Below are 24,395 nucleotides of genomic sequence, written 5' to 3'. Positions count from 1 at the left end.
TCGGCCCGGCCCGCTCGGCCCGGCCCGCTCGGCGCCGCCCCGCCCGCGCCCGGCCCCGGCCCCCGCCCCGTCCGGGCCCGGCCCGGCACCGGCTTCTCGGCCCCGCCCCGACGCCCGGTCCTGCTCCGCCGAAAGACACCCGGGACTCGCGTCCGCGAGGCCCGGCGCGGAGCACCTCGTTCGGCTCACTCTCCGCTCCGCCCAGGTGCGGATTCACTCGCTTCGGGATCGGCGGGTACGAGGAGTGTTCGGTCGTCGAGACCGGGGTGGGGGTGCGGGACGGGTGGGGTAAGTTGATCTTGAGCACGGGAGTCCGGTGAGCCGGGCTGAGAGGGAGTACTCGAACTCCGACCGTTGAACCTGATCTGGGTCATGCCAGCGCAGGAAGCGAAACTTGGGTGGGGCAGCGTGCCCCGGTCCCCGTGCCGACGAGAAGGCAGGGGACTTCTGTGACCAAGATCAGCGACGACCCGATGCGGTTCGGTGTCGGGGCCCGGGTGACGGTGGCGGTGATGACCGACCGGTACGTCGACGTCATTACGAACGCCTTACAGGCAACGGATCCGGGCGACCTCGTGGTGCAGACCGGTGATGTCAGCACCTATCTCGGCGGGAGTGAGGCCGAGCTGCTGCGCTACCTGACCGACCTCGCCGCCGCCATAGCCGGGACCGGAGAGCACGCCTCGATCACCGTGCAGTTGTCCCGCGGCTGCCCGGGCGAAGTGGTCTGCGAGCTGCCGGGCGGAGCGGGTCCGCGGCCCGTCGACGTACCGGAAGGCAAGGAGACCGGGCGGTTCGCCGCGGCTGAGTGGGCGCTCTATCCGCTGGCCGACGACGTCCGGGCTGGGATCGAGCCGGACCACATGCGCGACATCTACGCGGCGATCGACCTGGCCAAGGCAAACGGGACGTTCCGGGCCTCGGAGCACTTCGTCACCCGGCTCGAGGGCGACCTGGGCACGGTGCTGGCGACCGTGGTGGCCGGCTGGGTGATGGTCGGCCGCAGCGTGCAGCACGTGACCAGCCACCTGACCGTCTCGCTGAACAGCCCGTCCCATGGCTGACCGGACCAAGATCGACAAGGGACGAAAGCTGCCGCTGCGCGACATCGTGCTGATGGTGATGCTCGGCGTCGTCTTCGGCTTCCTCTACTGGGCGCTGGTCCAGGCCTGGAACCTGCTCGCGGTCGCGATGGGACCGGCCGGTGATCTTGCTCAGCACGTGCTGCTCGGCGGCTGGCTGCTGGTCGCGCCGATCGCGGTGGCGATCATCCGGCGGCCGTTCGTCGGGATCATCGCCGAGGTGATCGCGTCGGTGGTCGAGGTGGTCTTCCTCGGCTCGCCGGTCGGCCCGCTGCTGATGGTCGCGGCGGCCCTGCAGGGTGCCGGCAGTGAGTTGCCGTTCGCCATCACCCGGTACCGGCGGTTCGGCTGGCTGACGTACGCGCTCTCCGGGCTGCTCGGCGCCGGGTTGGTGTTCGTCTTCTCGGCGTTCCGGTACGCCTGGTTCGGCCAGGACATCCTGCTGCTCCGGCTCGGCCTGCAGCTCGCGTCCGGCCTGGTGCTCGGCGGCCTGCTGGCCAAGGTCATCGTCGACGCGCTGCTCCGGACCGGCGTCCTGGACCAGTTCGCCATCGTCCGCGAGGAACGCCGTGCCCGCTGAGCCGGCCGTCCGCGCCGTCGGGCTGGCCGCGCGCTATCCCGGCGGCGGCCGGTTCGGTCCGGTGGACCTGGTCGTCCGGCCCGGCGAGTACGTCCTCGTCCTCGGGCCGTCCGGCTCCGGCAAGTCGACGCTGCTCCGGCTGCTGCACGGGGCGGTGCCGCGAGCGATCGACGCCGAGGTCACCGGCGAGCTCACGGTGGCCGGCCGGCGGGTCGCTGATCATGAGATCGCCGAGCTGGCCAACCTGATCGGCGTCGTGGCGCAGGACCCGGAGTCCGGGGTCTGCCTGTCCGCCGTGACCGACGAGGTCGCGTTCCCGCTGGAGAACCTGGCCGTCGACCCGGCCGCGATCGGGCCGGCCGTCGGGACCGCCCTGGACCGGGCCGACGCGACTCGGCTCGCGGACCGGGACACGGCCGAGCTGTCCGGCGGTGAGCTGCAGCGGGTCGCGCTGGCCGCCGCCGTTGCCACCGAGCCGCGGCTGCTGCTGCTCGACGAGCCGACCTCGATGCTCGACGCGGCCGGGGTGGACGCGGTACGGAACGCGATCGCGGCCGCCCGGCGCGGCACCGGCGCGGCCTGCGTGCTGGTCGAGCATCGGCTGGACGAACTGACCGACGACGCGCTCGAACTGCCGGACCGCTGGGTGGTGATCGACTCCGACGGCCTGATCCGGCACGACGGACCGCCCGATGATCTTGGTACGGAAGCCCTGCGGGACCTGGTCGGGCAGGGCTGCTGGCTGCCGATCGAGCTGGAGCTCCGGGCCGCGTTCGGGCTGGCCGGCGGACTGGACGATCCGGTCGCCCTCGAGGCCCTGCTCACCGCCACGCGCCCTGAGCCTGTCGAAGGGCCTAACCACGTGCCATCACCCTTGCCCTTCGACCAGCTCAGGGATCGACGGGCCGTGCTCAGGGCACGAAACCTGTCGGTGGGGCGGGGCGGCCGGGCGGTGCTGAGCGAGGTCGACCTGGAGGTCCGGCCGGGCGAGGTGACGGCCCTGGTCGGGGCGAACGGGAGCGGCAAGTCGACGCTGCTGCGCTGCCTGGCCGGCCTGGAGCGCCCGCTGGCCGGCCGGGTCGACGGGCCGCGGCCGGGGCTGGTGTTCCAGAACCCGGAGCACCAGTTCGCCGCCGCCACGGTGGCCGAGGAACTCGCCTTCGGCCTGCCGCCGGAGAGCAGCTCCCGGGTGGACGAGCTGCTCCGCCGGTTCGGGCTCACCGACCTCGCCGACCGCAACCCGTACCGCCTCTCCGGCGGCCAGCAGCGCCGGGTCAGCCTGGCCGCGATGCTGCTGCACGACCGGCCCCACCTGCTCGCCGACGAACCCGGCTTCGGCCTGGACCGGCCGGCGACGATCACCATGCTGCGTACCCTCGCCGAGACGGCGGCGACGGGCCGCGGCGTGCTGTTCTCCAGTCATGATCTGCGCGCCGTCGCCGGCTACGCCGATCGGGTGCTGGTCCTCGGGCAGGGCGGGCTGCTTGCCGACACGACGCCGCTCGGGCTGCTCCGCGACGAGGCCCTGCTGACCCGGGCCGGGCTGCGCGCGCCGCGGCTGCTGCACCGGCTCGCCGCCGAACCGCTCGACGAGGCGGCGCTGCGGTCGGTCCTCACCGGGCTGGACGCGGCCGCGCTCCAGGAACGGGTGTCCCCATGACGAGCGTCCTGGGCCGCCGCAACCCGGCCGTCAAGCTCGCGTTGCTGTTCGCCGTCTCGGTCGCGACGTTGTTCCTGACCGATCCGTACCCCTTGATCATCGGGTACGTCAGCGCCCTCGCCGCGATCCGGCTCGGCGCCCGGGTCCCGTGGCGGACGCTGCTGGCGGCGCAGCTTCCGTTCCTCGCCTTCGGGGTCGGGCTGGTCGCGGTCAACGCGCTCAGCCGGCCCGGCCGGGAACTGCTGCCCGAGCTGCCGGTCCGGGTCACCGTCGAGGGCCTGACCTTCGGCGTCGCGCTGGCCCTCCGCGGGCTGGTGATCGGGGTGCTGACGATCGGGTTCCTGGCCTCGACCCCGCCGCGCGACCTCATGGTCAGCCTGGTCCGCCAGGCCCGGCTCAGCCCGCGCTATGCGTACGCCATCCTGGCCGGGCACCGGATGCTGCAGGCGATGCCGAACCGCTGGGCGACCATCAGGGCCGCCCAGGCGGTGCGTGGACCGGTCCGCCGGGACGGCCGGCCGCGCTTCGGTCCGCGCCAGTTCGCCCGCGCGGCGTTCGCGCTGCTGGTGGCGTCGATCCGCAGCTCGGAGCGCACTGCGCTGGCCCTGGAGACCCGCGGTCTCGGCGACCGGCCCCGTACCGTCTGGCGACCGGTGCCGCTGGGCACCGCCGACCTGGTCCTGGCCGGCGGCGTCGCCCTCGCGATCACCATGATCATCACCGGAGCAGCGTTGCTGCTCCCATGATCATCGACTGAGCCGGCTGGCCCCGAAGTCCGACAGGGCTGCCGGGAACGACGTCGGGCTGAGATAGCTGGTCCGGGACAGCTCCAGCGCGAAACCGCCGACGGAGCGATAGAACTCCCCGCGGTACGGCAGCACGACGATCTCGTGCAGCCCGCGCCGCCAGGCCGAGGCCAGCTCCGCGACGAACCGGTTCTCCGGCCGCTCGCGGGCCGCCCGGTTCCGGTCGGCGTCGATCAGCGTTTCTTTCCAGGAGCTGAAGGCGTCCCGGTCGAAGTACGCGCCACGCTCCATCGGCCACAGCGGCGGCTTCCCGATCCGGGTGAACAAGCCGTGCATGGTGCCGGTGTTGCGGCAGCCGTCCAGCCTGCTCCGCCAGGCCCACAGGTCACGCCAGCCCTGGTCCCAGGCGACGTCCCACTCGGCCTGTTGGACCCGGGAGAGATGCCGGACGCTGGGCGGTGGATCGGGCTCGAGTTCCGGAATCGGCGTCGATGACCGGAGCCCGTGCGCGGCCCGGAAGAACAGGTACTGCAGAAGAAATTCGTCGTCGACCGTGGTGGTGATCTTCATTTCGCTAGGCCACGGATCGTGCCAGGCAAGCGCCTGGGCGTCGGCAAACCGCATGTGGTCCCCTACCCCTTACTTTGACCAACGCTGTTCCCCGAGCTCCGCCTATCTTGCGCCAAATCCACCCCTGAGGGGAAGAACCTGCGTCAACTCTGTGGGCGATGACAAAGCCAGACCACCCCGTTGTCGAACCGGCGCTCGTCCTTCAACTCGAGTTCGAGCCGGGCTCCGTCGGGGAAGAACCGGTTGCCGCCGCCGACGATCACGGGGCAGATCAGCTGGTGGATCTCGTCCACCAATCCGGCCTTGATGGCGGCTCCGGCCAGGGTGGGGCCGTCGACGGAGAGGTCGCGGTCGGAGGACTCCTTCAGCTGCCGTACGGCCTCGGGATCGAAGGTCCGCTCGATCCTGGTTCGGGCGCTGGTCGCCTCGGTGAGCGTGCTGGAGTAGACGATCTTGTCGGCCGCCTGCCAGACCTTCGCGTAGTCGATCGCCACCTGCGGCTGGTCGGGCTCCCGGTCCGCGGTCTCCCAATAGACCATCGTCTCGTACATCCGGCGGCCGTAGAGGTAGGTGCCGAGATCGGCGTACTGCTCGTTGACGAAGGCGTGCACCTCGTCCTCGACGGCGTTCCAGCCGAAGGCTCCGTTCGCGTCCTCGGTGTAGCCGTCCAGCGAGGTGATCATCGAGTAGATCAACCGGCCCATGGTGGTTCCCCTTCCGGTAACTGCTTGCAAATCGCAAGCACAGGCAACGGTAGGCTACGATGGTTGCATTGCGCAACTAGAAGGAGTGGACATGGCCGAGGCACACCGTTCGGGTTGCCCGATCAACCTCTCACTCGAGGTATTCGGCGACAAGTGGAGCCTGCTGGTGCTGCGCGACATGATCTTCGGCGGCCGCCGGCACTTCCGCGAACTGCTCACCGGGTCGGAGGAGGGGATCGCCTCCAACATCCTGGCCAGCCGGCTGAAGCGGCTCGTCGAGACGGGCATGCTGACCCGTTCGGACGACCCGACCCACAAGCAGAAGGCGATCTACAGCCTCACCGAGCGCTCGATCGAGCTGATCCCGATCATGGCCGCGCTCGGCACCTGGGGCACCAAGTGGCTGCCGGTCAGCGACGAGCTGTCGATCCGGGCCCGGCTGCTCACCGACGGCGGCCAGCCCATGTGGGACCGGTTCATGGAGGAGTTGCGGGCCGAGCACCTGGGCGCCGTGATCACGCCCGATCCCGAGGGCAAGACGGTCCGGCAGCGCCTGCAGGAGGCCTACCTCGATGTGGTCGCCGGCAAGATCGAGGCGCCGGTCCTGGCCTGATCGCCGGGCCCCGCAGTTTTTCACGTTACGTGAAAAACTGTCGCTTCCCTCGAGATATAACTCGCGGGAAGTGACAGGAAAGTTGGTGAGGTGGGGCTCCTGTGCCGTTTCAGGGGTACGGGCTCACTGGGCGGCGCGGGCCGCAGCGAGGGAGCGGGCCCGGTCGATGATCCCGGGCATCGCCGCCTCGATCGCGGACAGGGTGTCCAGGAAGCCGGATTCGCTTCCGTACCAGGGATCCGGGACGCCCGAGCCGGGCTGAGCGGCCGGGTCGAAGTCGGTCAGCAGCGCGATCTCGGCGTCCGGGTCGAGTCGGTGCAGGCGTTCGACGTGCAGGCCCTCCATCGCGATCACCAGGTCGGCCTGGTCCAGTTCCGCGCGGTCGATCCGGTGCGCCACATGATCATCCGCGGCGTACCCGTGCCGGCTCAGGGTGCGCGCCGCCCGTTGGTCCATCGGTTCGCCGAGTTCCTCGCTGCTGGTCGCGGCGCTGGTGAACTCGACGCCGGTGAGGCCGTCCCGTTCGGCGTAGGACTGGGCGACCCGTTCCGCCATCGGGGAGCGACAGATGTTGCCCCAGCAGACGAAGATCACCCGGACCGGATCGGGCTCAGCCACGCCGCTGCTCGTTCTTGTCCTTCAGGAACGTGTTCAGGAAGAAGCTGACGACGGAGACGATCAGCGCGCCGAGGACGGCCCACCAGAAGTTGTCCACGTGCCAGCCGAGGCCGACCAGGCCGGCGATCCAGGAGACCAGCAGCAGCATCACGGCGTTGATCACCAGCAGGAACAGGCCGAGCGTCAGCAGCACGATCGGCGACGTGAACAGCGTGAAGATCGGCTTCACCACCGCGTTCAGCACGCCGAAGATCAGCGCGATGATCAGCATCGAGATGACCTTGTCCGAGGTCGAGTCGGCGGTCAGCGAGATGCCGGGCAGCAGCCAGGTCGCGATCGCCAGGGCCGCGGCGTTGGCCAGCAGGCGGAGAATCATCCTCATGCGTCGATCCTGGCACGGGTCGCCAAGATCGTCGCGTCGGCACGACGGCTACGGTGGCTCTGGTGAACTCCGACGCGAAGGTACGGGAGCTGGCCGAGCAGGCGGTCCGGAACGGGCACGTGGGCATCGTCGCCGGCGTGGTCGAGGAGGATCGCCTGATCATCGCGGGAGCGGGCCGGCTCGGCGGGGCGGGCGTGGGGATCCCGGACCGGCTGACCAGCTTCCGGATCGCCTCGGTGACCAAGCCGATCACCGCGACCCTGCTGGCCCGGGCCGTGATTCGGGGCCAGGTCGGGCTGGACCGGACGATCCGCGAACTGTTGCCGGAGTGGGAGTTGCCCGCGGATCCGTACGGGACGATCACGCTGGAGCACCTGGCCACCCACCGGTCCGGCCTGCCGCACGGTCTGCCCGGCGGTCCGCTCGACCTGGCCGGCTACATCCGGGAGCTGGCCGGACTCCGGCCGGACACGAGGTCCGGCACTCAGTACGCCTACTCGAACCTGGGCGCCCAGCTGGTCGGGATGGCCCTCACCGGCGGCACCCGGGAGCCGTTCGGGACGTTGCTCCGGGACGGGCTCGGCGTGATCCCGGGCACCGCGGGCATCGTTGATCAACTCGAGGGGGCGGGGCTGGCGCCCGGTCACGACGCGGCCGGCGAGCCCTGCCCGACCCCGGACTACCCGCTCGGCGTCGCGTCCGGCGGCCTGATCGCGTCCGCGGAGGCGCTGCTCAATCTGGTCCGGGCGCACTGGGCCGGCACCGGCGACGCCGACTCCGACGCGGCACTGCGGCTGACCACGACGCCGCGGGCGGACGCGTTCGGCGACAACCGGATCGGCCTGCTCTGGCACCTCGGCCCGGTACCGGACGGCGACGGGCTCACCGGCATCTGGCACAACGGATCGCTGCCCGGCTACCGGAGCTTCCTCGGCTTCCGGCCGGACGTGCGGCGCGGCGCGGTCGTCCTCAGCAACACCTCGAAGTCGGTCGATCACCTCGGGGCCGAGCTGCTCCGACCATGATCAGGAGTCCATGATCAGGAACTCATGATCAGGAAGCCAGCGCGGCGCGTTCGGCTCCGATCGTGGTGTCCTCGCCGTGCCCGGTCTTGACCACCGTCTCGTCCGGCAGCGCGAACAGCCGGTCCCGGATCGACGCGACGATCGTGTCGTAGTCGCTGTACGAACGCCCGGTGGCGCCCGGTCCGCCGTGGAACAAGGTGTCCCCGGTGAACACCACGCCGAGCTCCGGCGCGTGGAAGCAGACCGCGCCAGGGGCATGGCCCGGGGTGTGCAGCACGGTCAGGGTGGTGCCGGCGACCACGATCCGCTGGCCGTCGGTCAGCTCGCCGTCCGGCTCGGAGTCGTGGGTCAGTCGCCAGACCACCAGGTCGTCCGGATGCAGCAGCACCGGCGCCTCGAACCGCTCGGCCAGGTCCGGCGCGTACCGGACATGATCATCATGGGCGTGGCTGCAGAGCACGGCCAGGACCCGGCGGTCGCCGACCACGGCGGCGATCGCGTCCACGTCGTGCGGCGCGTCGATCACCACGCATTCGCTGTCGTCGCCGATCACCCAGACGTTGTTGTCGACGTCGAAGGTCTGGCCGTCCAGCGAGAACGTACCGGAGGTGACGGCATGATCGATCCGGGCGGTCACCACACCACCACCGACCGCAGCACGTCGCCGTGGTGCATCTTCTCGAACGCGGCCTCGATCCCGTCGATGCCGATCTCCTCCGAGACGAAGGCGTCCAGCGGCAGCCGGCCCTGCAGGTAGAGGTCGATCAGCATCGGGAAGTCCCGGTCCGGCAGGCAGTCGCCGTACCAGCTCGACTTCAGGGAACCGCCGCGGCCGAACACGTCGAGCAGCGGCAGCTCCAGCTTCATCTCCGGAGTCGGCACCCCGACCAGCACCACGGTGCCGGCCAGATCCCTGCCGTAGAAGGCCTGCCGGTACGTCTCCGGCCGGCCCACCGCCTCGATCACCACGTCGGCGCCGAACCCGCCGGTCAGCTGCTGCAGCTGCTCCACCGGATCACCGGCGGAGGAGTTGATCACGTCGGTGGCGCCGAGTTCCTTGGCCTTGCTCAGCTTCCGGTCGTCGATGTCGATCGCGATGATCTTGTTGGCACCGGCCAGCCGGGCGCCGGCGATCGCGGCCGAACCGACGCCGCCGCAACCGATCACCGCGACCGAGTCGCCGCGGCCGACGTTGCCGGTGTTGATCGCCGCGCCGATGCCGGCCATGATCCCGCAGCCGAGCAGCCCGGCCGCCGCCGGACGCGCCTTCGGGTCGACCTTGGTGCACTGGCCGGCCGCCACCAGCGTCTTGTCGGCGAACGCCCCGATGCCGAGCGCAGGCGACAGCTCGGTGCCGTCCTCCAGGGTCATCTTCTGGGTGGCGTTGAACGTCGCGAAGCAGTACCAGGGCCGACCGCGCTTGCAGGCCCGGCAGCTGCCGCAGACGGCGCGCCAGTTCAAGATCACGTAGTCGCCGGCTTCAAGATCACGAACGCCTTCGCCGACCGCCTCGACGACGCCGGCGGCCTCGTGGCCGAGCAGGTACGGGAAGTCCTCGCCGATCCCGCCCTCGCGGTAGTGCAGATCGGTGTGGCAGACGCCGCAGGCGCTGATCTTGACCACCGCCTCGCCCGGGCCCGGATCCGGGATGTTGATCGTGACGAGTTCGGTGGGCGCTCCCTTGGCGCGGGCGATGACGCCCCTTACTTGCTGCGGCACAGCTTGCTCCTCGCTGAACTGGTGATCTGGTCAGGATCCTCGTCAGCATCGTAGTAGGTGGTGATCGCCGCCGGCGGCGGCCATGATCATCCACTAGCGCGGGATCCGCGAGGTGCCTGCCTCGCGGCGCACCGCGCTCGCGACCAGCAGCTCAACGGCTGCAGCCGGGGTGACCACTCCGGACCTGGTCTCCGTCCACGCGAGGAAGTCGGTCACCCCGGGCGCGGGCGGCCCGCCGAGGTAGGGCAGGACGTAGGCGGGTGTGTTCGGCTCACATCGCCAGCTCTCGTCGAGTTCGCCGATGTCGACGGCGTCCCAGCCGAGCAGGTCCAGCAGGTGCGCGGCCTCGTCCTTGGCGCCCAGTTCGCCGGCGATCGGCAAGGCGCTGCGATCGGCGGCGTCGGCGGGACGGGCCAGGGTGCGGAGTTGGTGCGGTGTGATCGTGTTGAACGCCTTGACCACTCGCGAACCCGGCAGCCGGCTCTGCAGGAGTTCCGATGAGGTCGTCGCGCCGGAGTCCAGCGCTGCGATCCTTCCGTCCCGTTCGGGGTAGTAGTTGCCGGTGTCGAGCACGGTCCGGCCTGCCAGGGCCTCGACCGGCAACTTCGCGTGGGCGTGCAGCGGCACCGCGGCGACGACGACGTCCGCGGTCGACGCGGCTTCCTCGACGGTGGCTGCCCTGACGCCCAGGTCGGCGGCCAGGGCCCGGAGAGTCCGCGGGCCGCGCGAATTGCTCAGCGCCACCTCGATTCCGGCTGCTGCAGCCAGCCAGGCCACGGCGGTGCCGATCCTGCCGCTGCCGATGATTCCGAGCCTGCGGGCCATGGGTCTGCTCCGATCGTGTACGGGATCTGAGCCAGCCTGCGGTCGCTCAGCGGGCGCGACCAGCCCTCCGGTCGGAGTACTCACGGCATGATCATCTTCGCGCCCGTACGCTGGCGGCATGGACCACCGGGCGGAACTGAGCGGCTTCCTCAGATCACGCCGGGCCCGGCTCCGCCCGGCCGACGTCGGCCTGCGTCCCCACGGCAGCGGACGGCGGGTCCCCGGGCTGCGCCGTGAGGAGTTGGCCGTGACCGCCGGAGTGAGCATCGCTCACTACACGCGCCTCGAACAGGGTCGCGGAGACAACGTCTCGGACCAGGTCCTCGACGCGGTGGCGGCGGCACTGCGCCTCGACGGAGACGAACGCGCGCACCTGCACCGGATCGCCCGCCGGCCGCCGCGTTGCGAGCCGACCGTGCCGGAGGTTCCGCCCGGGACGCGGCACCTGCTGGACTCCTTCACGCTCACCCCGGCGCTCGTCCTCGGACGCCACACCCAGGTGCTGGGCTGGAACGCTCTCGCCGGGGCCGTCTTCGGGGACTTCGCCTCCATTCCCGTACGTCGTCGGACCGTCACCCACCTGCTGTTCGGCGAGCACCGTGCCCTGTACGGCGCCGGTTGGGAGGCCGCCGCCGTTCGCCACACGGCGCACCTGCGCGTTCTGTTCGGTCGCCACCTCACCGACCCCGGACTGTCCCTGCACATCGCCGACCTGCTGGAGCACAGCCCCGACTTCGAACGCCTGTGGACGGCCCACCAGGTGGCTCGAGCTCGCTCGGCGGTGCACGTGCTGCACCATCCGGTCGTCGGCGAGCTGACCCTTCATCACGAGGTCACCGCTCTCCCCGACGGCCCAGCCTGCTGCGGGCTCGATCTCTACGCCGCCGAACCCGGCTCGACCTCCGAACGTGCCCTTCGCGCCCTCGCAGGGGACCTGGACGCGCGCTGAGCTTGGCGAAGTGCATGCCGCAGGCAGGGACGTCGGGCCGCTGTCACACTCACGGGCCACGGCTCGTCACGGTGGTGTGGCTACCGATGCGAAGACCGAACAGAATGGGCGGATGGGGTTCGAGGGTGACGTGCTGGCGACCGCGTTCGAGGAGAACCGGCCGCGGCTGCGCAACGTCGCGTACCGGATCCTCGGCTCGGTCAACGACGCCGAGGACGCGGTGCAGGAGGCCTGGCTGCGGCTGAGCCGTTCCGAGGCGGAGCGGATCGACAACCTCGCCGGCTGGCTGACCACCGTCGTCTCCCGGATCTGCCTGGACCAGCTGCGCTCCCGTACCGCACGGCGGGAGGACTCGCTGGACCTGCGGCCGGTCGAGCCGACCGAGGACGAGGAGGCCGGGCCGGAGGAGCAGGCGGTCCAGGCCGACGCGATGGGCGCGGCACTGATGGTGGTGCTGGACACCCTCGCTCCGGCCGAACGGATGGCGTTCGTGCTGCACGACCTGTTCGGCGTCCCGTTCGACGAGATCGCGACCATCGTCGACAAGACGCCGGCGGCGACCCGGCAGCTGGCCAGCCGGGCCCGGCGCCGGGTGCGCGGCGGGCCGGCGGAGGAACCGCCCGGCGGGGACGGGCGGCGGAACCAGGGTCGCGAGACCGAGGTCGTCGGCGCGTTCTTCGACGCCGCCCGGAACGCCAACTTCGATCGGCTGCTCGAGCTGCTCGACCCGGACGTCGTGCTCCGCGCGGACGCCGCGGCCGTCCTGGCCGCGACCCGGTTCGAGGATCGGGGCGCGCCGCGGATCGCGGCCGAGCTGCGCGGCTCCGAGGCCGTCGCGAACGCCCTGTCCGGCACCGCTCAGGGTGCACAGCTCGCCCTGGTCGACGGCTACATCGGCGCCACCTACGCGCCGGGCGGCCGGCCGATCTCGGTGTTCGAACTCACCGTGCGGAACGGGCGGATCACCGGCATCGAGCTGTACGCCGACCGGGACCTGGTCGATTCGTTCTCGATCGAGATCATCGACTGACCGATGCCGGCGGCGGACGTGATCCACGCGGCCGTCCTGGGCCGGCTGGCTCCGGGCGGCTCGATCCGCGCCGTCCGGCCGTTCCGCCGGCACCCGCTGCCCTTCCCGGCCGAACTGACCCTGGACCGGGACGGCCGATTCCTGGTCTGCGTGGTGAAGGCGTCGACCGACTCCGACCGGCTGGCCGAGGAGGCCGCGGCGCTCCGGGCGCTGGCGCACCTCGACTTTCCGGCGCCGCGGGTGCTGGCCGACCCGTTCCCGGTCGAAACCGCGGACGGCCCGTTCGCGGTCCTGGTGATGAGCCGGCTGCCGGGCGAGGCACTGCCCTGGATCGGGGTCAGCGACATCGCCGTGGCCGACCGCACCTGCCGGCTGCTGTTCGAGGCAATCGACCGGCTGCACGCCCTGACACCGCGGGTCGCCGAGCACCCGCTCGCCGGCCGGCTGCAGCACCGGAGCCTGGACGATGAGCTCGCCGAGGCGGCCGAGCGGGACAGTCCGTGGGCCGGCACGCCGGTGGTCCGGGCGGAGGTGGCCGTACTCCGCGACCGGATCCCCGAGCACCGGCTGCCGCTCGTCTTCTCCAACGGGGACTACAACCCGCTCAACGTCCTGGTCGACGACGCCGGCGGGCTCGGCTGGGTCGACTTCGAGTACGCCCGGATCGAGGACCCGCTGATCGGGCTGCCCAAGTTCGGGTTCTGGGCCGACGACAGCGGCTGGGCCCTCGGCGCGCAGTCCGGCCTCGTCGAGCGCTTCCTCTACCGGCGCGGGATCAGTCCGGCGACCTTCCAGGTCCGGGTCGCGCTGCGTGGGCTGACCCACCTGCACGACACCTCTCCGGACGATCCGCCCCGGCTCACCCTCGAGGCCGCGACCGCCTCCCTCAGCTGATCCCGAGGGCGATCACCAGGCGGGCCAGGATGAAGATGATGCCGTTGTTGACGGCGTGCGAGATCACGGCCGGCCAGATCGAGCCGCTCCGCTCGTACAGCCAGGCGTGCACCAGTCCGAGCAGGACGGCGGCGGGCAGTACGACGTTGATGCCGTGCGCGAGCCCGAAGATCACGGAGCTGATCACGGCGGCCAGGACGAAGCCCCAGCGGCGCAGCCAGCCGAAGCCGATGCCGCGGAACAGCGCCTCCTCGCCGATCGGCGTGAGCACCGCGCCGAACAGCAGCAGCAGGGCGAACTGGGCCACTGAGCCGCCCATCGCGGTGTCGGCCAGGTTCTGCTGCGGATTGCCCTGATCGCCGGTGATCGCGACGTAGAGCAGGATGACGATCCGGTTGACCAGGAAGCCGCCCAGCCCGCAGCCGGCCCCGATCAGCAGCCACCGGCCGGTGGGCCGGACCAGTCCGAGCGCCGCCGCCGAACGGACCCGGAGCAGCAGTGCCACGAGTGCCGCGAGACCGGCCGACATCGCCGCGATGAAGACCAGCACCAGGGTCGGCCCGGCCTCACCGCTGGTCAGTGCATCGCCGCCGAATGCGGCCAAGATCACAAAGACGCCGCCGATCTGTACCGCGAAGTAGACCGCCGCCGCGACCGCGAACTCGGGCAGCCCGATCCGCCTCCCGGCGGCGTTGGCGCCGATGGTGATCTTGTTCTCCGGCGGCCGCTCGGCAGGCGGCGGGGACCCGTGGGCGGGCTGTTCGATCATGGCCAAAACCCTACGGTTGCGTAGGAGTTCCCGATCAGCCGGATTGTGACGCTAATCACTGAATCATGATCTATCGGCGTACGTAATGAATACCCCAGAGGTCGGGAATATTGTTTTGGATCGGGCACTTGCATGAGGTTGGATAGTTACCAGATTCGTACGTCTGCACGATCTTCTCTCACCGTTTGAGGACTCCTTTCATGTCTGCCGACATTTCGGCTCGCACGTCCTGCCCGCCCAACGAAGCCCCCGATTCCGCCGAGAAGGCGAACCACAACGCACCCGTTGTGCCGCCGACCTCGCTGGACCGGCCGCCACTGATGGCCCCGCCCCGTGCTGGAAAGACCAAGCGCGACGGCACCGCGCGGCACAGCCGGCTTTCTTCCCTGCTCCGCTTCGGCCCCTACCTGCGGCCGCACGTGTGGCGATTCGTCGTCATGATCATCTTCGCGGTGGCGAGCGTCGCCGCGAGCATCGTCATCCCGCTGGTCACCCGTGCGGTGATCGACGGGCCGATCGCCAACAGCGACCAGACGGGTCTCTACACCCTCGGCGCCGCGGCGATGGCCATCGGCATCGTCGAGGCGCTGGTCGTCTTCGGCCGCCGCTGGGTGATCTCCAAGGGAACCCTGGCGACCGAGAACACGATCCGGACCGACCTGTACGCGAAGCTGCAGCGTCTGCCGATGAGCTTCCACGACCACTGGCAGTCCGGCCAGCTGCTGTCGCGGATCATGAACGACCTGTCCACCATCCGCCGGTTCCTCAACTTCGGCGCGATCTTCCTGATGATCAACATCGTCCAGATCGCGGTCGTGGTCGGGCTGCTGCTCAACATGTACTGGCCGCTCGGCCTGGTGGTGCTGGCGGCGATCGTTCCGATCACCGTGATGTGCCTGAAGAACGAGCGCGAACTCACCCGGCTGTCCCGCAAAATGCAGGACGAGACCGGCGATGTCGCGTCCTCGGTCGAGGAGAGCGCGCACGGCCTGCGGGTGATCAAGTCGTTCGGCCGTTCCGAGCACATGTTCGCGAAGTTCGACGGCAAGGCCGTCCAGCTGTTCGACACCACGTACCAGCGGATCCGGCTGTTGGCGAAGTTCCGGACCTTCCTGGAGATCGTCCCCAGCGTCACCGTGATCATCGTGCTCGGCCTGGGCGCCCTGGCGGCCGGCCGCGGCGAGGTCACGCTGGGCACCCTGGTCGCGTTCATCACGATGCTGCTGTCGCTGGTCTGGCCGATCGCGGCGCTCGGCCTGCTGCTGTCCCAGACGCAGGAGGCGATGACCGCGGCGGACCGGATCGCGGAGATCTTCGACGCCGAGAACGTGATCACCGACGGCGCGAAGAAGCTCACCGAGGTGCGCGGCGAGGTCCGCTTCGAGGGGGCCGCGTTCCGGTTCCCGGACTCCGACACCGACGTGCTGCACGATCTCAACCTGACCATCAAGCCGGGCGAGACCGTCGCGGTGGTCGGGGCGACCGGCTCCGGCAAGACGGCGCTGACCGCCCTGGTGCCGCGCCTCTACGACGCCACCGCCGGCCGGATCACCATCGACGGCGTCGACGTCCGCGACCTCAAACTGGAGCAGGTCCGCTCCATCGTCGCCACCGCATTCGAGGACCCGACCCTGTTCTCGATGTCGGCCCGGGAGAACCTCACCCTGGGCAATCCGGAGGCGACCGAGGCCGAGATCACCCAGGCGATCGAGGTGGCCCAGGCTCACTTCGTGTACGACCTGCCGTGGGGCCTGAACACCCGGATCGGCGAGCAGGGCATGAGCCTGTCCGGCGGTCAGCGGCAGCGGCTTGCGCTGGCCCGCGCCGTGCTCGCCAAGCCCGGCGTGCTGGTGCTGGACGACACCCTGTCCGCGCTCGACGTGCACACCGAGGCCCTGGTCGAGGAGGCGCTGAAGCGGGTGCTGGTCGGCGTCACCGGCATCGTCGTCGCGCACCGCGCGTCCACGGTGCTGCTGGCCGACAAGGTGGCTCTGCTCAGCAACGGGACGATCAGCCACGTGGGCACCCACGCCCAGCTGCTGAAGACCGTGCCGGAGTACCGGGAGCTGCTCAGCGCCGACTTCGACACCGAGGAGGAGCTGGCCGAGATGGACCGGCTGACCCTCGAGGGGGCCGTCCGATGACCGCCGTCCAGAGCGAGACCAAGGACCGGAAGATCGCCGTCGAGGAATGGCGGGGCGTCGGGGCCGAGGAGAACGAGGACGTCCAGGCACGCGGCAGCGTCTTCCTGAAGCGCCGCAGCCGCGCCCTGCTGGGCAGCCTGCTGAAGCCGTACCGCAAGTTCATCGTGATCTTGATCGCGGTGGTGCTGGTGGAGAACGCGGCCCGGCTGAGCATTCCGCGACTGGTCCAGTTCGGCATCGACTTCGGGGTCCCGCCGCTGATGAACGGCGGCGTGGCCACCGAACTGCTCAAGGTGCTCGGGGTGATGCTCGGCGCGTTGATCATGCAGGGCTGCGCCCGCTGGTTCTTCCTGCGCAACTCCGGCCGGGTCGGCCAGGAAGTGCTGCTGGAGATCCGGCGCCGGCTCTACCGGCACTTCCAGAAGCTCGACGTCAAGTTCCATGATCGCTACACGTCCGGCCGGGTGATCTCCCGGCTGACCAACGACATCGACGCGATCATGGAGCTGCTGGCCGGCGGCTTCGACGGCCTGGTCACCGCCGTGCTGACCCTGGTCGGCGTCGCGGTGCTGCTGCTGACGATGGACCTGCAGCTCGGCCTGATCTGCCTGATCGGCTTCCCGATCTTGATCGTGCTGGTGCGCTGGTTCTCCAGGCAGTCGCAGCTCACGTACCGCAAGGTGCGCGAGCACTCGGCGATGGTGATCGTCCACTTCATCGAGACGATGACCGGGATCCGTGCGGTCGAGTCGTACCGCCGGGAGCCGCGGAACCAGCAGATCTTCGAGGACCTGTCGGAGCGCTACCGCGACGCCAACCTGACCTCGTTCCGGCTGGTCGCGATCTTCCAGCCGGGGATCAAGCTGATCGGCAACATCACGATCGGCGCCGTGCTGCTGTACGGCGGCTACCGGGTGATCCAGGGCGACATGACGGTCGGCGTGCTGGCCGCGTTCCTGCTCTACCTGCGGATGTTCTTCGAGCCGATGCAGGAGATCAGCCAGTTCTACAACACGTTCCAGTCGGCCTCGTCGGCGCTGGAGAAAGCGTCCGGCGTGCTGGAGGAAGCGCCGGGCGTCCCGGAGCCGAAGGACCCGGTCAAGGTCCGCGACTCCAAGGGCGAACTGCACTTCGACCGGGTCACCTTCTCGTACGTGAAGGACCGGCCGGTGCTGCCCGACCTGGAGCTGAAGATCCCGGCCGGCCAGACGCTGGCTCTGGTCGGCACCACCGGCGCCGGCAAGACGACGATCGCGAAGCTGATGGCGCGGTTCTACGACCCGACCGACGGCAAGGTCACGCTCGACGGCACCGACCTGCGCGAGATCGGCGACGACGATCTCCGGCAGTCGGTGGTGATGGTGACCCAGGAGAACTTCATGTTCGACGGTACGGTCGCCGACAACATCGCCTTCGGCAAACCGAAGGCGAGCCGGGACGAGGTCGTGGCCGCGGCCAAGGCGGTCGGTGCGCACGAGTTCATCGCCGCACTGCCGCAGGGCTACGACACCGACGTGGCGAAGCGGGGTTCCCGGTTGTCCGCGGGCCAGCGTCAGCTGGTCGCGTTCGCCCGGGCGTTCCTGGCCGACCCGGCGGTGTTGATCTTGGACGAGGCGACGTCGAGCCTCGACGTGCCGAGTGAACGGCTGGTCCAGCAGGCGCTGCAGACGATCCTCAAGGCCCGCACCGCGGTGATCATCGCGCACCGGCTCAGCACGGTCGAGATCGCCGACCGGGTGCTGGTGCTCGAGCACGGGCGGATCCTCGAGGACGGCAGCCCGAAGCAGCTGATGGCGACCCAGGACGGCCGTTACGCCGCCCTGCACGACGCCTGGGTCGAGTCGCTGGCCTGACCGGACGCGAACGTTGGGCGGAATTCGGCCGGGAGTTACCGGCCGGATTCCGCTACGGCGTTCTTGAGCTGGTTCGGCAGCCAGTCCAACAGGTCCCGCAGCTGGACGGCGGACCGGCCAAAGTTGGCGTACTTCTCGTCGCCGGTGCCGATCTGGTCGGCCACGACGTGGGCGGCCCGGTAGCCGAACAGCCCGGGGATGCCGAACGCGGCGCCCCAGATCAGCGGTCCGACCACGGCCCGGGCCGACTGCGGCTCGTCCTCCGGTCCACTCTCCAGGACGACGGCGGTCGCGGCGGCGGTGGCGATCGCGTGCAGCACCGGGACCTTCCGGGTCAGCCGCTCCACGGCCAGCCCGGCGAGGGCGATGCCGCCGACCACGGCGGCCGTGTGTACGGTGCCCCAGTTCGCATCGTCGGAGTAGGTACGGTCCTCGATCGCGGAGGTGGCACGCTCGAACCCCTCGACCGGCTTGCGGCGCAGGGGCTGTTCGATCATTCGCCCGGCGAGATAGCCGAGGGCAAGCCCGGCAACGCGGGAAACACGGGTGGTCGCAGACATGTGAGCCGATTGTGCCGCACGGAGCCCCGAGACTGTAGAGAGGGCACAAGTCCGGACGGTGAATGTTGGTGGGGTCCGACTCGACGGCCGGGCGGGTTCCCTGGAAATGTGTGTCTTTGGTCCCTTCGGTCCGGATCCGTACCGAAACCCCGAGGTCAGGAGGCAACGCTCAGTGTTCAGGCGCATCGCCATCGTCAATCGGGGGGAAGCCGCGATGCGGCTGATCAACGCGGTTCGCGAGCTGAATGCCGAACAGGGCACCGAGATCGAGACGGTGGCGCTCTACACCGAGGCGGAACGGACGGCGATGTTCGTCCGCGAGGCCGACCTGGCCCACCCGCTCGGCCCGGCCGCGAACCGGCCGTACCTCGACCTCGCCGTGCTGGAACGCGCGCTGCTCGAGACCGAGGCGGACGCCGCCTGGGTCGGCTGGGGCTTCGTCGCCGAGGATCCGGCGTTCGCCGAACTGTGTGAGCGGATCGGCGTCACCTTCATCGGGCCGAGCCCGGAGGCGATGCGCAAGCTGGGCGACAAGATCGGCTCCAAGCTGATCGCCGAGGAGGTCGGCGTTCCGGTCGCGGCGTGGAGCCGCGGCGCCCTGGACACGCTGGACGACGCGCTCGCGGTGGCGAACCAGATCGGCTACCCGGTGATGCTCAAGGCGACCGCCGGCGGCGGCGGCCGCGGGATCCGGGTGATCGAATCCGACGACGAACTGCGCGAGGCCTACCAGCGGACCCGGGACGAGGCCGAGCGGGCGTTCGGCAGCGGCGTCGTGTTCCTGGAGCGCCTGGTCACCGGCGCCCGGCACGTCGAGGTGCAGGTGATCGCCGACGGGCAGGGTACGGCGTGGGCGCTCGGCGTCCGGGACTGCTCGGTGCAGCGGCGGAACCAGAAGATCATCGAGGAGTCCGCCTCACCGCTGCTCGATCCGGGGCAGGTGGCCGAGCTGAAGGCGTCGGCCGAGCGGCTGGCCCTCGCGGTCGATTACCGCGGTGCCGGGACCGTCGAGTTCCTCTATCACCCGGACGAGAAGCTGTTCGCGTTCCTCGAGGTGAACACCCGGCTCCAGGTGGAGCACCCGATCACCGAGGCGACCCGCTACGTCGACCTGGTCCGGCTGCAGCTGCGGGTGGCGGCCGGTCAGCGGCTGACCGACGAGCCGCCGCCGGAGATCGGCCACGCGGTCGAGGCCCGGCTGAACGCGGAGGACCCGGACCGCGACTTCGCCCCGTCGCCGGGCCGGATCGTCCGGCTCGACCTGCCGCGCGGCCCGGGCATCCGGGTCGACACCGGCGTCGGCGAGGGGGACACCATTCCGGCCGACTTCGATTCCATGATCGCCAAGATCATCGCGTACGGACGCACCCGCGACGAGGCACTGGGCCGGCTGCGGCGCGCGGTGGCCGACACGACGGTGGTGCTCGACGGCGGTACGACGAACAAGAGCTTCATCCTCGAGCTGCTGAGCCGGCCCGAGGTGGTCACCGGCGGCGGCACCGGCTGGGCCGACACCGGGTGGATCGACCGGGTCCGGGCGCAGGGCGAGTTGATCACCCACCGGCACTCCGGGATCGCACTGGTCGCGGCCGGCATCGAGGCCTACCAGGAGGCCGAGGCGCTGGAACGCCAACAGCTGCTGGTGTCCGCGTTCGGCGGCCGTCCCCAGGTGCAGCACGAGGCCGGCCGGGCGATCGACGTGAAGCTGCGCGGAGCCTCGTACCGGCTGGCGGTGGCCCGGATCGGGCCGCGCCGCTACCGGGTCACGGTCCACAGCGGCGACGAGCTCAGCACGGTCGACGCCGAGCTGGAACGGTACGACAGCTACGAGGCCCGGCTGCTGGTGGCCGGGCAGCGGTTCCGGTTGATCACCGCGACCCACGGCCCGGTCCACTTCGTCGAGGTGGGCGGGGTGACCCACCGGGTGACCCGGGACGAGGGCGGCGTGCTGCGGTCCCCCGTGCCGGCCCTGGTGGTCGCGACGCCGGCCGCGGTCGGGACCGAGGTCGAGGCCGGCGCCCCGGTGCTGGTGCTGGAGAGCATGAAGATGGAGACGGTGGTCCCGGCGCCGTTCCGGGCGGTCGTCCGCGAGCTGTCGGTGAGCACCGGCAGCCAGGTCGAGACCGGCGCGCCGCTGATCCGGCTGGAGCCGCTCGGTGAGGAGGACCTGGCCGCTGAGTCGTCGGCCTCGGTTGATCTTGAACTGCCGGCGCCGGCGACCGAACCCGCGCCGGCCGAACGGCTGACCCGCGGGTACGAGGACCTGCGCAGCATGCTGCTCGGATTCGATCTTGATCCGCGCGACGAGGGCCGGGCGCTGGCCGAGTACTTCGCGGCCCGGTCCGAGCTGCCCGAGCCGCCGATGGACTCCGACAGTGCCCTGCTCCGGCTGTTCGCCGACTTCGCCGACCTGAGCCGCAACCGGCCGGCCGGCGAGGAACTGGACACCGAGCTCCGGGTGCACACGCCGCGGGAGCTGTTCCACACCTACCTGCAGACCCTGGACGTGGAGCGGGCCGCGCTGCCGGAGTCGTTCGTCGACCGGCTGTCCCAGGTGCTCGGCCACTACGGGATCACCGACCTCGACCGCAGCGAACCGCTGGTCGACGCGGTGTTCCGGGTCTTCCTGGCCCAGCAGCGGGTGGCGCCGGACGTACGGCTGGTGAAGTCGCTGCTGGAGCGCTGGCTGGCGGAGCCGCGGCCGGCCCCGGACCGGACCGAGGAGACCCACGCGGTCCTTGATCATCTGGTGCTGTCCACCCAGCTCCGGTTCCCGGAGATCGGCGACCTGGCCCGGTCGGTCCGGTTCCGCTGGTTCGACCAACCGCAGGTGGACGAAGCGCGGGCCGAGGTGCTGTCCGGCGTCCGGTCCGAGCTGGCCGACCTGGCCGAGCATCCGCAGGCGCGCGACTACGCGGAGCGGGTCGAGGCGCTGGCGACGATCCCGGAGCAGTTGATCAGGTTCCTCACCGAGCGGCTGGAACGCGGCGTGCCGCGGACCGAGCCGATGCTCGAGGTGCTGATCCGGCGGCACTATCTCGAGTACGGCCTGCACGAGGTCGCGAACAAGAACCTGCACGGGCGCCCGTTCACCATGGCCGGCTACGAGCTGGACGGCCGGAAGACGTACCTGGTCAGCACGGTCGGCACCGTCGAGGAACTGGCCAGCGGCCGCAGCACGCTGGTCCGGGACCTGAAGTCCGTGGTCGGCGGCCGGCCGTCCGGCTACGAGACGGTGGCCGATCTCTACCTGCACTGGCCCGAGGCGCCGACGGATGTCCAGGAGGCCTCGGACGTGCTCCGCGAACTGGTGGCGGCGCTGCCGTTCCGGAAGCGGATGCGGCGGATCGCGATCGCGGTGGCCGCCGGTGACGGCCGGCCCGTCTTCTACTTCACCTACCGGCCGCAGCGGCGGGACCTGGTGGAGGACCAGAACGTCCGCGGCGTGCACCCGATGGTGGGCCGCCGGCTCAACCTGTGGCGGCTCCGCGATTTCATGATCACCAGGCTGGACGCGCCCGAGGACGTCCTGCTCTATCACTGTGTGGCCCGGGAGAATCCGGCCGACGTCCGGCTGGTCGCACTGGCCCAGGTGCGCCAGTTCGCCGTGGTCCGCGACGACGACGGCCTGATCACCTCGCTGCCGCACGTGGAGCGGGCGATCGCCAACTGCCTGGAGGGGATCCGCCGGGCCCGTACCGAACGGCCGGACGGGGCCAAGCTGGACATGAACCACGTCTGGGTGACGGTCTGGCCGGTGATCGACGCCGAGGTCGCCGAACTCACTGCCCTGGAACGCAACATCACCCCGCTGACGGTCGGTGCCGGCATCGAGGAGGTGCTGATCCAGGGCCGGGTGACCGGATCGCACGGCGACCCGCTGCCGGTGGTCGGCCGGTTCTACAACCAGCCCGGCGCGGGCGTGCAGACGGTCGTGGAGCGGCCGCAGACCGAGCCGCTGCTGCCACTGGACGACTACGCTCAGAAGGTGGTCCGGGCCCGGCGCCGCAACACCGTGTACCCGTACGAGCTGGCCGGCATGATCGCCGGCACCGGCGGCTCGTTCGTCGAGCATGATCTGAAGCCGAACGGAACCCTGGCGCCGGTGAAGCGGCCGCGCGGCCAGAACACCGCGGCGATCATCGCCGGGGTGGTCAGCACCCCGACCCGGCGGTACCCGAAGGGCCTGACCCGGGTGGTGCTGCTGGGCGACCCGACCAAGGCACTCGGCGCGCTGGCCGAGCCGGAATGCGCCCGGATCATCGCCGCGCTGGACCTGGCCACCAAGCTCAAGGTGCCGGTCGAGTGGTTCGCGCTGTCCTCCGGCGCGAAGATCTCGATGGATTCCGGCACCGAGAACATGGACTGGGTCGCGAAGGCGCTGAAGCGGATCGTCGAGTTCACCCAGGCCGGCGGGGAGATCAACATCGTCGTCGCCGGGATCAACGTCGGTGCGCAGCCGTACTGGAACGCCGAGGCGACCATGCTGATGCACACCAAGGGGATCTTGATCATGACCCCGGACAGCGCGATGGTGCTGACCGGCAAGCAGTCGCTGGACTTCTCCGGCGGGGTGTCGGCCGAGGACAACTTCGGCATCGGCGGGTACGACCGCGTGATGGGCCCGAACGGGCAGGCGCAGTACTGGGCGCCGGACCTCGCCGGGGCGCGGGACATCCTGCTCTCGCACTACGACTACACGTATCTGGCGCCGGGCGAGTCGACGCCGCGGCGGGCCGAGACGACCGACCCGTACGACCGGGACGTGACGGCCCATCCGCACGACCCGGCCGAGGGCGGCTTCCGGACCGTGGGGGAGATCTTCTCGCCCGCCACGAACCCGGACCGGAAGAAGGCGTTCAACATCAGGACGGTGATGCGGGCCGTCTCCGATCTTGATCATCCGGTGCTGGAACGGTGGGCCGGGATGGCCGACGCCGAGACGGCGGTGGTGCAGGACGCGCGGATCGGCGGCCTGCCGGTCTGCCTGCTCGGGATCGAGTCGAAACCCGTGCCACGGCGGGGATTCCCGCCCACCGACGGCCCGGACACCTGGACCGCCGGCACCCTGTTCCCAAGATCATCGAAGAAGGTGGCCCGGGCGATCAACGGGGCCAGCGGCAACCGGCCGCTGGTCGTGTTGGCGAACCTGTCCGGGTTCGACGGGTCGCCGGACTCGATGCGCAACCTGCAGCTGGAGTACGGCGCCGAGATCGGCCGGGCGATCGTCAACTTCCGCGGCCCGATCGTGTTCTGCGTGATCTCCCGCTATCACGGCGGCGCGTTCGTCGTGTTCTCCAAGGCGCTGAATCCGAAGATGACCGTGCTCGCGGTCGAGGGGTCGTTCGCCTCGGTGATCGGCGGGGCGCCGGCCGCGGCCGTGGTGTTCGCCGGCGACGTGCGGCGGCGGACCGCCGGGGACCCGCGGGTGGTGGACCTGGAGTCCCGGCTGGCGGCGGCCGACGATGCCGGCCGGGCCGCGCTGGCGGCCGAGCTGGCGGAGCTGCGCGCTGCCGTACGGACGGAGAAGATCGGTGAGGTCGCCGACGAGTTCGACCAGGTGCACAGCATCCAGCGGGCCGTCGAGGTCGGCTCCGTCGACGCGGTGATCAGCCCGGAGGAGTTGCGGCCGCAGTTGATCAACGCGATCGAGCGCGGCCTGAAGCGGTAAC

At 70.5% G+C, this 24,395-nt stretch carries 22 protein-coding genes and 1 riboswitch; of the genes, 12 read left to right on the top strand and 10 right to left on the bottom strand.

The annotated features are described in order from the left end of the window. A partial coding sequence (locus ACFQU4_RS36965; RefSeq protein ID WP_377502070.1) for a hypothetical protein occupies positions 1 to 189 on the bottom strand: 189 nt, incomplete at its 3' end. 106 nt (positions 190 to 295) lie between these two features. After that, positions 296 to 404, top strand: a riboswitch (TPP riboswitch). Positions 405 to 449: 45 nt separating this feature from the next. Here ACFQU4_RS36965 and ACFQU4_RS36960 point away from each other — a divergent pair. From ACFQU4_RS36960 to ACFQU4_RS36945, 4 genes are read left to right on the top strand one after another with little or no spacing between them, the layout of a single operon-like run. After that, a complete protein-coding gene (locus ACFQU4_RS36960) occupies positions 450 to 1,064 on the top strand; it encodes a YkoF family thiamine/hydroxymethylpyrimidine-binding protein (RefSeq protein WP_377502067.1) in 615 nt (204 codons plus the stop codon). Further along, complete coding sequence (locus ACFQU4_RS36955) at positions 1,057 to 1,662, top strand: ECF transporter S component (protein ID WP_377502064.1); 606 nt, start codon at positions 1,057 to 1,059, stop codon at positions 1,660 to 1,662. The genes ACFQU4_RS36960 and ACFQU4_RS36955 overlap by 8 nt, the downstream gene beginning before the upstream one ends. Further along, positions 1,652 to 3,322, top strand: a complete 1,671-nt coding sequence (locus ACFQU4_RS36950) for an ABC transporter ATP-binding protein (protein WP_377502061.1) — start codon at positions 1,652 to 1,654, stop codon at positions 3,320 to 3,322. The genes ACFQU4_RS36955 and ACFQU4_RS36950 overlap by 11 nt, the downstream gene beginning before the upstream one ends. Continuing rightward, the gene (locus ACFQU4_RS36945; protein WP_377502058.1) at positions 3,319 to 4,068 is read left to right on the top strand and encodes an energy-coupling factor transporter transmembrane component T family protein; all 750 of its coding nucleotides are present in this window, start codon (positions 3,319 to 3,321) and stop codon (positions 4,066 to 4,068) included. The genes ACFQU4_RS36950 and ACFQU4_RS36945 overlap by 4 nt, the downstream gene beginning before the upstream one ends. Here ACFQU4_RS36945 and ACFQU4_RS36940 read toward each other — a convergent pair whose 3' ends face one another. Both ACFQU4_RS36940 and ACFQU4_RS36935 read right to left on the bottom strand, forming a co-directional pair. Continuing rightward, positions 4,069 to 4,638 carry a hypothetical protein gene (locus ACFQU4_RS36940; protein WP_377502055.1) on the bottom strand — a complete coding sequence of 190 codons (570 nt, stop codon included), beginning with the start codon at positions 4,636 to 4,638 and terminating at the stop codon, positions 4,069 to 4,071. A gap of 143 nt (positions 4,639 to 4,781) precedes the next feature. After that, a complete protein-coding gene (locus tag ACFQU4_RS36935; protein ID WP_377502052.1) occupies positions 4,782 to 5,342 on the bottom strand; it encodes a dihydrofolate reductase family protein in 561 nt (186 codons plus the stop codon). A gap of 91 nt (positions 5,343 to 5,433) precedes the next feature. On the opposite strand from ACFQU4_RS36935, the gene ACFQU4_RS36930 reads away from it, so the two are divergent. Next, entirely contained in the window at positions 5,434 to 5,955 is a 522-nt protein-coding gene (locus ACFQU4_RS36930; RefSeq protein ID WP_377502049.1) for a winged helix-turn-helix transcriptional regulator, read from the top strand. A 123-nt stretch (positions 5,956 to 6,078) separates the two neighbouring features. Here ACFQU4_RS36930 and ACFQU4_RS36925 read toward each other — a convergent pair whose 3' ends face one another. Both ACFQU4_RS36925 and ACFQU4_RS36920 read right to left on the bottom strand, forming a co-directional pair. Then, a complete protein-coding gene (locus ACFQU4_RS36925) occupies positions 6,079 to 6,546 on the bottom strand; it encodes a low molecular weight protein-tyrosine-phosphatase (protein WP_377502076.1) in 468 nt (155 codons plus the stop codon). A 19-nt stretch (positions 6,547 to 6,565) separates the two neighbouring features. After that, entirely contained in the window at positions 6,566 to 6,955 is a 390-nt protein-coding gene (locus ACFQU4_RS36920; RefSeq protein ID WP_377502046.1) for a phage holin family protein, read from the bottom strand. 62 nt (positions 6,956 to 7,017) lie between these two features. Between ACFQU4_RS36920 and ACFQU4_RS36915 the strand changes: the two genes are divergently transcribed. Beyond that, a complete protein-coding gene (locus ACFQU4_RS36915) occupies positions 7,018 to 7,980 on the top strand; it encodes a serine hydrolase domain-containing protein (protein WP_377502043.1) in 963 nt (320 codons plus the stop codon). A gap of 28 nt (positions 7,981 to 8,008) precedes the next feature. Here the strand turns inward: ACFQU4_RS36915 and ACFQU4_RS36910 are convergent, their stop codons facing one another. The 3 genes from ACFQU4_RS36910 to ACFQU4_RS36900 all read right to left on the bottom strand — a co-directional run bounded on the left by ACFQU4_RS36910 (position 8,009) and on the right by ACFQU4_RS36900 (position 10,524). Next, a complete protein-coding gene (locus tag ACFQU4_RS36910; RefSeq protein ID WP_377502040.1) occupies positions 8,009 to 8,617 on the bottom strand; it encodes an MBL fold metallo-hydrolase in 609 nt (202 codons plus the stop codon). Beyond that, positions 8,614 to 9,699, bottom strand: a complete 1,086-nt coding sequence (locus tag ACFQU4_RS36905; protein WP_377502037.1) for an S-(hydroxymethyl)mycothiol dehydrogenase — start codon at positions 9,697 to 9,699, stop codon at positions 8,614 to 8,616. The genes ACFQU4_RS36910 and ACFQU4_RS36905 overlap by 4 nt, the downstream gene beginning before the upstream one ends. A 93-nt stretch (positions 9,700 to 9,792) precedes the next feature. After that, positions 9,793 to 10,524, bottom strand: a complete 732-nt coding sequence (locus tag ACFQU4_RS36900) for an NADPH-dependent F420 reductase (protein ID WP_377502034.1) — start codon at positions 10,522 to 10,524, stop codon at positions 9,793 to 9,795. A 118-nt stretch (positions 10,525 to 10,642) separates the two neighbouring features. Here ACFQU4_RS36900 and ACFQU4_RS36895 point away from each other — a divergent pair, with 118 nt between their 5' ends. From ACFQU4_RS36895 to ACFQU4_RS36885, 3 genes are all read left to right on the top strand, one after another. Then, complete coding sequence (locus ACFQU4_RS36895) at positions 10,643 to 11,473, top strand: helix-turn-helix transcriptional regulator (protein ID WP_377502031.1); 831 nt, start codon at positions 10,643 to 10,645, stop codon at positions 11,471 to 11,473. A gap of 112 nt (positions 11,474 to 11,585) precedes the next feature. Then, positions 11,586 to 12,503, top strand: a complete 918-nt coding sequence (locus ACFQU4_RS36890) for a sigma-70 family RNA polymerase sigma factor (RefSeq protein WP_377502028.1) — start codon at positions 11,586 to 11,588, stop codon at positions 12,501 to 12,503. A gap of 3 nt (positions 12,504 to 12,506) precedes the next feature. Further along, the gene (locus ACFQU4_RS36885; protein ID WP_377502025.1) at positions 12,507 to 13,397 is read left to right on the top strand and encodes a phosphotransferase family protein; all 891 of its coding nucleotides are present in this window, start codon (positions 12,507 to 12,509) and stop codon (positions 13,395 to 13,397) included. Here the strand turns inward: ACFQU4_RS36885 and ACFQU4_RS36880 are convergent. Beyond that, positions 13,390 to 14,166, bottom strand: a complete 777-nt coding sequence (locus ACFQU4_RS36880) for a CPBP family intramembrane glutamic endopeptidase (RefSeq protein ID WP_377502022.1) — start codon at positions 14,164 to 14,166, stop codon at positions 13,390 to 13,392. The two genes, ACFQU4_RS36885 and ACFQU4_RS36880, sit on opposite strands and share 8 nt — an antisense overlap. A gap of 200 nt (positions 14,167 to 14,366) precedes the next feature. Here ACFQU4_RS36880 and ACFQU4_RS36875 point away from each other — a divergent pair, with 200 nt between their 5' ends. Then, positions 14,367 to 16,310, top strand: a complete 1,944-nt coding sequence (locus ACFQU4_RS36875; RefSeq protein ID WP_377502019.1) for an ABC transporter ATP-binding protein — start codon at positions 14,367 to 14,369, stop codon at positions 16,308 to 16,310. Next, the gene (locus tag ACFQU4_RS36870) at positions 16,307 to 18,163 is read left to right on the top strand and encodes an ABC transporter ATP-binding protein (protein ID WP_377502016.1); all 1,857 of its coding nucleotides are present in this window, start codon (positions 16,307 to 16,309) and stop codon (positions 18,161 to 18,163) included. The genes ACFQU4_RS36875 and ACFQU4_RS36870 overlap by 4 nt, the downstream gene beginning before the upstream one ends. A gap of 35 nt (positions 18,164 to 18,198) precedes the next feature. Here the strand turns inward: ACFQU4_RS36870 and ACFQU4_RS36865 are convergent, their stop codons facing one another. After that, positions 18,199 to 18,723: a cobalamin biosynthesis protein gene (locus ACFQU4_RS36865; protein WP_377502013.1), complete on the bottom strand. Its 525-nt coding sequence runs from the start codon at positions 18,721 to 18,723 to the stop codon at positions 18,199 to 18,201. A 172-nt stretch (positions 18,724 to 18,895) separates the two neighbouring features. On the opposite strand from ACFQU4_RS36865, the gene ACFQU4_RS36860 reads away from it, so the two are divergent. Further along, positions 18,896 to 24,394 (top strand): carboxyl transferase domain-containing protein, encoded by a 5,499-nt coding sequence (locus ACFQU4_RS36860; RefSeq protein WP_377502010.1) that lies wholly within the window; start codon positions 18,896 to 18,898, stop codon positions 24,392 to 24,394. The last annotated feature ends 1 nt before the right edge of the window (position 24,395 follow it).

The organism is Microlunatus sp. GCM10028923, from assembly GCF_042666975.1.
Classification (GTDB): domain Bacteria; phylum Actinomycetota; class Actinomycetes; order Propionibacteriales; family Propionibacteriaceae; genus Microlunatus.
Note: the sequence above shows the minus strand (reverse complement) of the source record. Positions and strands in the feature narration are given on the sequence as shown.